Consider the following 8,700-nt stretch of genomic DNA (forward strand, 5'->3'; position numbering starts at 1 on the left):
GCAAAGCAATGTCTTTACAGCTAAGTACTGCGATGCTATGAAAGCACGCAAAGCAATGTCTTTACAGCTAAGTACTGCGATGCTATGAAAGCACACAAAGCAATGTCTTTACAGCTAAGTACTGCGATGCTATGAAAGCACACAAAGCAATGTCATTAAAGCAAAGTACTGCGATGCTATGCAAATTTGAGCATGGCACAGAAAAAGTACTGCAAAGTAACAGCCTGCAAGTGCAAATTATAGCCTGATATTGGTCTATCTTTTTAGGATGTGCAAAACGAAAGTCCCAAACCATACAAAGACCTTTGCAGTAATTTGGGATCTACAAATAGTTAGCCCCGCCTATGTAATCTTAGTAAGGTAGGGGTGGGCTTTAGCAAAAAATAATACCCATTATTAGCAGTTAATTTTGTCACTATGACTGCAAAGTGTGGGATAACAGCTTCGTGATAATTTGAATAAGAAAGGATGTGGTACCTAGGTACTACAGCCTTTTTGTGTTTTCTAAATATTGAATTTAAATTAAAGATCTTTAATAGCATCTTTCATGGAGCGCACATAAGCTCCTACATGAGATGGCGCTTCTTTGCCATAAGCAGCTATGATCTTTACTATGGCTGAGCCGACAATGGCACCGTCAGCTAAAGAGGCCATGTTTCGCGCTTGTTCTGGGGTAGAAATACCAAAACCTACGGCACAAGGAGTATTAGTATTAGCCCTTACTACTTTGACTATACTACCAATATCAGTACTAATATGGGCTCTAACACCAGTTACACCTAAGCTTGAGACAATATAGACAAAGCCTCGAGCATGCTTAACTATCGTGGCAATACGATCCTCAGAGGTAGGAGATACTAAGCGTATCATTTCAACATTATGCTTAAGGGCGCTTTGCTCAAACTCCCCCATTTCCTCAAAAGGCACATCAGCAAGCACAATGCCGTTAATACCTACTTGAGCGCAACGCTCAAAGAAAGCATCACAACCATAGGAAAACACTACATTGGCATAAGTCATAAAAACAAGTGGAATACTAACCTCTGTTCTTATTTGCTCTACGGTCTTAAACACATCATCGGTGGTGACTTCATTTTTCAGTGCACGCACATTAGCTTCCTGAATTACAGGGCCCTCAGCTGTAGGGTCAGAAAAAGGAATGCCCAGCTCGATAATATCAGCCCCATTGTCAGCTGCTGCTTTTACTATTTGCGCTGTAGTTTGCAAATCAGGGTCGCCACAAGTAATAAAAGGAATAAAAGCTTTGCCATTTACAAAAGCATCAGAAATCTTACTCATGGATCACCTCTCCTCTATAGCGGGCAATAGCAGCTACATCTTTATCACCACGTCCTGATAAGTTAACTACAATAATTTTATCTTTACCCATAGTAGGAGCTAATTTCATAGCATAGGCTACTGCATGAGCTGACTCAATTGCAGGAATAATACCCTCACAACGAGCTAAGTACTCAAAGGCGTTTACAGCCTCCTCATCGTTGATAGGCACATATTGGGCTCGACCTATATCATTAAGGTGAGCATGCTCAGGGCCAATGCCAGGATAATCTAAGCCTGCGCTAATGCAGTAAACAGGAGCAATTTGGCCATATTTGTTTTGGCAAAAATATGATTTCATGCCATGGAAAATACCAAGCTTACCTACACACATAGTAGCTGCAGTATCTTTGGTATCTACTCCCTTACCTGCACCCTCACAACCAATAAGCGCAACCTCAGGATCATTAATAAAATGATAAAATGCACCTATAGCATTAGAGCCGCCGCCCACGCAAGCAAGTACAGCATCAGGTAAACGACCTTCCTTTTGTAGTATTTGCTCTTTAATTTCTTTAGAAATTACCGCTTGGAAATCACGAACAATAGTTGGGAATGGATGTGGGCCCATGACTGAACCTAAGCAATAATGAGTATGGCCTACATTAGTACACCAATCTCTCATTGCCTCTGATACCGCATCTTTTAAAGTAGCAGTGCCACTATCTACAGGATGGACTTTGGCACCTAAAAGCTTCATACGATAGACATTTAAGGCCTGACGCTCAGTATCCTCACGTCCCATGTAAACATCACACTCAAGGCCCATTAAAGCTGCTGCGGTAGCTGATGCTACGCCATGTTGACCTGCACCTGTTTCAGCTACTAAACGGGTTTTACCCATCTTTTTAGCCAGTAAGGCCTGACCTAACACATTGTTAATCTTATGAGCACCAGTGTGGTTTAAGTCCTCACGCTTTAAATAAATCTTGGCACCGCCCAGATCTGCTGTCATTTTCTCAGCAAAATAAAGCATAGAAGGACGATTAGCATAATCGTTAAAGAGAGAGGTTAATTCTTGATTAAATTGAGGATCATTTTTGTAATGATCATAGGCTTGTTCGAGCTCGATAATGGCATTCATTAAAGTTTCAGGTACATATTGACCACCATGAATACCAAAGCGTCCTTTTTGATTTGTCATGACTTAATACCTCGTGATTGCAGCCTTACACACACACTCATAGCCACAATCTTTAGCCAGGGCTAATTTTCCCCTCTCCATAACTCAATTAATGCCTAAAGCTTAGGCTTATTAGTGCGCCTACGTAGTGGCACTCTTGCGCCTTTGCTCGCATAGCACCATGTGCTCTTGCACGCTACTGCGTGGGCGATTTTGCTCCCTTATGCCCTTGTGCACTTACACTGTTGCAGCTATTGAGCCTTGGCACATTGGTTTGTGAGCAGCGGTGCTGTTGCTCAGCTGTTGCTGCGCTGCGGCGCTGATGCTGGGAAATGGAGGGTTAAAACTAGAACATTAATACTTATTGCTAGTTTGCTTTAATAAGAATGATCTATGCTGGCCACGAGGGCCCAAGTTAACTTGGGACTTAATTTAAAGCTCATAAGAGCCACCTTTTAGTATTAATAAGATTTAAGCATTACGTAGCATATTAAGATGGGCTGTTTTGTTGTCAGCTCTCATTAAGCTTTCACCCACTAAAATAGCATTAACTCCTGCTTTTTTGAGTGCTTGCACATCAGAGGCGCAGCTAACGCCACTTTCGGCCACAAAAAGCACATCTTGGGGCACTAATTGACGCAAACGGGTGCTATTTTGGGTATCTACAGTAAAGTCTTTTAAATTACGATTGTTAACTCCGATTAATCTAGCACCTACGCTAAGGGCCATTTCAATCTCTTGAGCATCATGAGCCTCAACTAAAGCACTTAGCTCTAGTTGGTCGCACAGTTTAATCATATGTAAAAGCTCATCTTTACTTAGTAAAGAGCAAATTAACAATACTGCACTGGCACCTAAGAGCTTAGCTTCATAAATTTGATAATCGCTGATAGTAAAGTCCTTACGTAATACAGGTACTTTTACTTCCTTAGCTATTTGTTCTAAATAGCTATCACCACCTAAAAACCACTTAGGCTCGGTGAGCACGCTAATACCATCAGCCCCTGCACTTTCATACTCTTTTGCAATAGCTAAATAAGGAAAATCATGAGCAATGATGCCTTTTGAGGGGGAAGCCTTCTTACACTCACCAATAATGGCAATTTGGCCTAGCTCATTACGTCTTTTTAAAGAACGCTCAAGAGCAAAAGGCTCTAAGGCCAAGGAGCACTCATTAGCTAAAGACTGGCACTTTTCAAAAGAAAGCTTTTGCTGAGCTATAGCTACACGCTCATGGGCATGGGCTGCTAATTTATCTAAAATATTCACCCTAAGAAGGCTCCTGTTCCTTATTAGTTTTAATTTCGTTGCTCAATTGCACTAACTTATCTAAAGTGTCGATAGCTTTATGCTCATCAATTAAAGAAGCAGCTAGTTCTATACCTTGAGCTATAGAGGCAGCAGCACCACCTAAATACAAAGATGCACCAGCATTTAACAAGACCACATTACGCTTATGGCCTAAAATTTGACCTGATAAAATACCTCTGGTAATAGCAGCATTTTCCTCAGGAGTACCGCCCTTTAAAGCTTCTTTAGTACAGCGCTCCATACCAAATTGCTCAGGAGTGATTTCAAAGGTACGATACCAGCCGTCTTTAAACTCGCAAATGGTAGTAGGAGCCGATAAGGATATTTCATCAAGCTTATCCTTACCAAATACCACCATGCCACGCTTTATCCCCAGGCTCATTAAAACCTTGGCTAAAGGCTCAACCAAATACTCATCATATACGCCCAGTAGCTGGATTTTAGGACTTGCAGGGTTGGTCAAAGGGCCCAAAATATTAAATACTGTTCTAAAGCCTAATTCTTTACGAATAGCACCTACATACTTCATGGATGAGTGATACTTTTGGGCAAAGAAAAAGCACATTCCTACTTTATCTAATAAAGTTAAACATTCTAAAGGTGATAGATCAATATTAACGCCCAAGGCCTCTAAGCAATCAGCAGTACCACATAAAGATGAGGCTGCTCTATTGCCGTGTTTAGCCACTTTTAGGCCACCTGCGGCGCAAATTAGGGCTGTAGTAGTTGAGATATTAAAGCTATGGGCATTATCACCACCTGTACCTACAATTTCAAACACATCATAAGGGGTAGGCACTTTAGTGGCGTGATCTCTCATAGCCGAGGCACAACCAGCAATCTCATCAATAGTTTCTGCACGAGCACTCTTAGTAGATAGTGCTGCTAAAAAGGCTGCATTTTGGGTAGCTGTTGTTTGGCCTGTCATGATTTCATTCATCACGGCATAAGCCTCATCAAAGCTTAAATCTTGTTTATTAACAATTTTTACAATAGCTTCTTTAATCATTTTCTCTCTTGCCTTAACTGGTGCTGACCCTGCAGCTAAATTAAGCTTAAAGCTTAGCACTGTAGGGCTCATACTTGCTCTAAGTGCGCCCTGCGCTTGGTCAATGGGATTGCGTCATTTGTATCCTGCGCAAGGAGCGGTGCAAGCTTGGCCATACGACATGGGCCTTGTGCCCATAAGTGTATGGGCGCATGCGCTCATGCACCCACGCGCATGTGTAAGTGCGCTCTGAGCTTGCTATAGAGCTAAGAAATTAGCAATCATTTGCTGACCATCTGGGGTCATAATGGACTCAGGATGGAATTGCACTCCAAAGATAGGGTAATGGCGGTGAGCTACGGCCATAACTTCATTATTTTCCGTTTTAGCCGTCACTACCAAATCATCAGGCAGAGTATCTTCTTGCACGCATAAGGAATGATAGCGTGCTACTAAAGTACGCTCAGGCAAGTGGTGAAATAAGGGACAAGTATTATCAAGCTCTACCAAAGATTGCTTTCCATGCATTAACTTAGGAGCATAAGTTACCTTGGCTCCAAAGGCAGCACAAATGGCTTGATGGCCCAAACATACGCCTAAGAGCGGTATGGTACGACCTAAAGTTTTAGGTAGCGACATAATAATGCCAGCATCCTCAGGACGACCAGGGCCTGGAGAGATAATAATCTTTTCAGGATTTAATTTAGCTATGTCCTCAACAGTCATTTCATCATTGCGAATTACTTTTAAGTCGCTATTAATCTGACCAATAAGCTGATACAAATTGTAAGAAAAGCTGTCGTAATTATCGATTAATAAGATCATTTACAGCTCCTCATTATCTTGCGCCATGGTTAAAGCATTAATTACAGCTTTAGCTTTGTTAATGCACTCTTGGTACTCATTTTGACCAATAGAGTCAGCAACAATGCCCGCTCCTGAACGTACATGAACTTTGCCGTCTAACAAATAGGCTAAACGTATAGCAATACACATGTCCATATTGCCTGTAAAGTCAATGTAGCCAAAAGCACCGCCATAAATACCACGCTCTACCCCTTCTAATTGACCAATCAATTGACAGGCACGAATTTTAGGAGCTCCCGATAAAGTACCTGCTGGCAACACAGCAGCAATAGCATCTAAGGCATCACAATGAGGGGCAATTTCTCCGCTTACGGTGGAGCCTATATGCATAACATGGCTATAGCGCTCAATGCTATGTAATTTAGTGACCTTAACACTACCAAAAGAACAAATCTTGCCTAAATCATTACGACCTAAATCCACTAGCATATTATGCTCAGCTAGCTCTTTTTCATCATGCAAGAGCTCAAAAGCAAGACGCTCATCCTCTTGTTCATTATGTCCTCTAGGTCTGGTTCCAGCTAAAGGAAAAGTATGAACAATGCCATCTTGTAGTTTAACTAAGGTCTCAGGAGAAGCTCCTGCCACCTCAATCTTATTACTACTAAAGAAGAACATATAAGGCGATGGATTAGTTGTACGTAAGATACGGTAAGAATTTAGTAAAGAACCCTCAAAAGGTACACTAAGCTTATTAGAAAGTACTATTTGAAAAATATCACCCTCATGGATATAGCGCTGGGCTTTTTCTACCATGGAGCAATATTGCTCTTTACTAAAGAGAAACTCAATCTTATCAAGCAAAGGTGCCTGCGCTTTGGTCTCTTTACTTACTTTGCTAAGCGGTACTTGAGCTACTTTATGCAAACCCTCACTTATCTCTTTGAGCTTGGCAATAGCTTGCTCATAAAGCTTTGCTTGCTCTTTACCGTCTTTACTGAGCTTAATATTAACTATTAAGACTATTTTTTGCTTGAGGTGGTCAAAAGCAATTACCTTGTCAAAGAGCATCAGATCAATGTCGTTAAAATGCTCTTTTACTTGATGATTTACCTTGGCTGTAGGTTCAGCATAGGTTAAGTAATCATAGGCAAAATATCCCACTAAGCCACCAGTAAAACTTGGCAAAAAGTGAAATCTAGGAGCTTTATAATCCTTTAGCAGCTCACGAATATGCTTATTGGGATCGCTGGTGGAAATTTGCTTATCACCTACTTTCATTACTCCTTCACGGCAGGTAATTTCTAATGAAGGTTGCCATCCTAAAAAAGTATAGCGTCCCCATCGCTCATGGGCGGCAACAGACTCCAAAAGAAAGCACACTTCACCTGCATGCTTGAAATAATTAAGCGCCTGAATAGGAGTACAAAGGTCAGATAAAATCTCACAGCTAATAGGAACTATATGAAATTTTTCCTCTTGAGCTAATTGATTGACCTCATCTAATGTAGGTACAAATTTCATAAATAAGAAAGCCTGTAAAAAGACTTGCCAGGTCGAGTCCTAAGCAGTCTTAGCTATACAATAAATCACACACGCACTAACAATTAACTATCCTTTCTATCTTAAGGAATCAAGAAACTAATTGTCTTGGCCATGCTAACACAGGGCAGAACCCTCTCTTAGCGCTTTGGGCATTACGAGCTAAAATTGCACCACTAGTACTCATAATGATAGCTTTACCAAAATATTGCTCATTGGTAATCATATGCTGTTGGTTAAGATTCAAGGTTCACGCTGTGAGCTAAATTTGCGCATAGCAGTGCACCATAAAGGCATAGAGTTAAGCTCTTAAGCAGTCATTTAGCTGCGCTATTGATACTCACAACCTTAGTGCCAGTGTTGAGCAAATGAGTAAGCGCAAAGCCGCTCTGTACCTTAACGAATACATGCCTAAAGCAGAGCCTTTCCCATTTTTCGACGACTTGCTTAAAGAATTATCCGCATCAGGCAAACGCATTGCAGTAATTTGGGAGCTACAAATAGTTAGCCCCGCATAGGCGGGGCTAGAGCTATAGAATAGAGCAAATTTGCTAGGACAAGATTAGCTTATTGATGAGGAGCGGCATGATGGAGACGCTCTGGCTTAACCTTTGGCAGCTTATAAGTACGGTTTAAGATCTGGTTACCGTTGTTAAGCTCATCTAAGGAGACGCTCTTTGCGTGAGCCTGATCGTTGTGATCTTGCATTTGCAGAGCCTCAAGTAAGGTTAAACCCTCTGAGTTTGTGTTGTTATTTACGGCCTCAGGAACATACTCACCCTCAGCACTAATGAGCTCATATGGTTGTGGAATAGCTGCATTTGGGTCGGATGGACGACCTAAGTAGCCTAAACGAGTAACGAGCTGATCGGCTAAGTGCTCAGTGGTTTCGTAAATTACAGTCTGCTTTTCAACATCAGAGTTTAAAGACTGACCTGGCTTATTAATCACCGAGCGAGTAATGGAGTTACGCATTAAGATTGGTCGGTGATTTGGAATAGACAAGGTGGCGGCTACTGATACATTCAACGCATTCTCAATACTCTGTGCGCGAGTATTTACCGAGATAACCTCATCGATAATCTTTGGAGCTGGCAGCATTAAGGTTGGGATGCTGTCGCTTAATTGAGGATCGTAGCCTGAGTACTGTGCATTAACCTGTACACCGTTAGCCTTAAGACGGTTTACTACCATCTTATAAAAAGGCTCATGGTAATCGCCAGTTACGTTAATAGTTGGAATGGTCTCTTTTAAGCTAGCCTGATTTGGCAGAGTAAAGCCACATGAGCTCAGGAGTAAAGAAGCACCAACTGCAGCTGCGAGCTTTAAAAAGCCGCGCTTAAACAGAGCACGCTTGTGTTGTGGTGTTGCGTTGAGTTGTGCCATGGACTGCTCCTGATATAAAAACTAGCTACTGCACGTACAAGTATTCAATGACTTGTCGGCGCAATTGTGCAGTCAATTCTAATGCAAATTAGCTCAAAGATAAACGCAAAAGCGCAGCCCTGTACAAGTATAAGAGCAGATGTGGCATTGAGTCCTGTACAAGTATAAGCGCGGATGTGGCATCGAGGCCTGTACAAGTATAAGA

The 8,700-nt window shown here is 41.7% G+C and carries 8 protein-coding genes; 1 reads left to right on the forward strand and 7 read right to left on the reverse strand.

Going from position 1 to position 8,700, the window contains the following annotated elements; all coding sequences use genetic code 11:
• Positions 1 to 522: 522 nt before the first annotated feature.
• The 6 genes from trpA to RDO37_RS08550 form a co-directional block, all read right to left on the reverse strand.
• A complete protein-coding gene (gene trpA, locus RDO37_RS08525; protein ID WP_308498782.1) occupies positions 523 to 1,299 on the reverse strand; it encodes a tryptophan synthase subunit alpha in 777 nt (258 codons plus the stop codon).
• Positions 1,292 to 2,482, reverse strand: coding sequence for a tryptophan synthase subunit beta (trpB, locus tag RDO37_RS08530; protein WP_308498783.1), 1,191 nt, complete (start codon positions 2,480 to 2,482; stop codon positions 1,292 to 1,294). The genes trpA and trpB overlap by 8 nt, the downstream gene beginning before the upstream one ends.
• Positions 2,483 to 2,932: 450 nt before the next feature.
• Positions 2,933 to 3,730 (reverse strand): indole-3-glycerol phosphate synthase TrpC, encoded by a 798-nt coding sequence (gene trpC, locus RDO37_RS08535; protein ID WP_308498784.1) that lies wholly within the window; start codon positions 3,728 to 3,730, stop codon positions 2,933 to 2,935.
• Position 3,731: 1 nt separating this feature from the next.
• Positions 3,732 to 4,853, reverse strand: a complete 1,122-nt coding sequence (gene trpD, locus RDO37_RS08540; protein WP_308498785.1) for an anthranilate phosphoribosyltransferase — start codon at positions 4,851 to 4,853, stop codon at positions 3,732 to 3,734.
• Between the two features lie 165 nt (positions 4,854 to 5,018).
• Positions 5,019 to 5,585, reverse strand: a complete 567-nt coding sequence (locus tag RDO37_RS08545) for an aminodeoxychorismate/anthranilate synthase component II (RefSeq protein WP_308498786.1) — start codon at positions 5,583 to 5,585, stop codon at positions 5,019 to 5,021.
• On the reverse strand, positions 5,586 to 7,091 hold the full coding sequence (locus tag RDO37_RS08550; RefSeq protein ID WP_308498787.1) for an anthranilate synthase component I family protein: 1,506 nt from the start codon (positions 7,089 to 7,091) through the stop codon (positions 5,586 to 5,588). It lies immediately after the preceding gene.
• A 386-nt stretch (positions 7,092 to 7,477) separates the two neighbouring features.
• Here RDO37_RS08550 and RDO37_RS08555 point away from each other — a divergent pair, with 386 nt between their 5' ends.
• A complete protein-coding gene (locus RDO37_RS08555) occupies positions 7,478 to 7,627 on the forward strand; it encodes a hypothetical protein (RefSeq protein WP_308498788.1) in 150 nt (49 codons plus the stop codon).
• 49 nt (positions 7,628 to 7,676) lie between these two features.
• Here the strand turns inward: RDO37_RS08555 and lptE are convergent, their stop codons facing one another.
• Positions 7,677 to 8,495 (reverse strand): LPS assembly lipoprotein LptE, encoded by an 819-nt coding sequence (lptE, locus tag RDO37_RS08560; RefSeq protein WP_308498789.1) that lies wholly within the window; start codon positions 8,493 to 8,495, stop codon positions 7,677 to 7,679.
• Positions 8,496 to 8,700: the final 205 nt, after the last annotated feature.

Source organism: uncultured Anaerobiospirillum sp. (assembly GCF_902485895.1).
GTDB classification, from domain to species: Bacteria; Pseudomonadota; Gammaproteobacteria; order Enterobacterales; family Succinivibrionaceae; genus Anaerobiospirillum; species Anaerobiospirillum succiniciproducens.